Source organism: Enterobacter sp. UNJFSC 003, assembly GCF_036903355.1.
Taxonomy (GTDB): domain Bacteria; phylum Pseudomonadota; class Gammaproteobacteria; order Enterobacterales; family Enterobacteriaceae; genus Enterobacter.
On record NZ_JBAKHK010000240.1, the window covers coordinates 1 to 256 of the forward strand.

1 pseudogene is annotated in these 256 nt (G+C 57.4%); it reads left to right on the forward strand.

The features are described 5' to 3' along the window. A pseudogene (locus V5P19_RS23970) lies at positions 1–256 on the forward strand (C4-dicarboxylic acid transporter DauA); the annotation flags it as partial.

A 256-nucleotide genomic window follows, 5' to 3' on the forward strand; every position in this document is an offset into this window, starting at 1 on the left:
GTTTTCTGGCCGCGTCTGGGCATTCGTTTACCCGGTCACCTTCCGGCCTTGCTGGCTGGTTGCGCGGTGATGGGGATTGTTAACCTGCTCGGCGGACATGTTGCTACCATCGGTTCGCAATTCCACTACGTCCTGGCCGATGGTTCTCAGGGTAACGGTATTCCGCAACTGCTGCCGCAACTGGTGCTGCCGTGGGATCTGCCTAATTCAGAATTCACGCTAACCTGGGATTCTATTCGCACACTGCTGCCTGCGG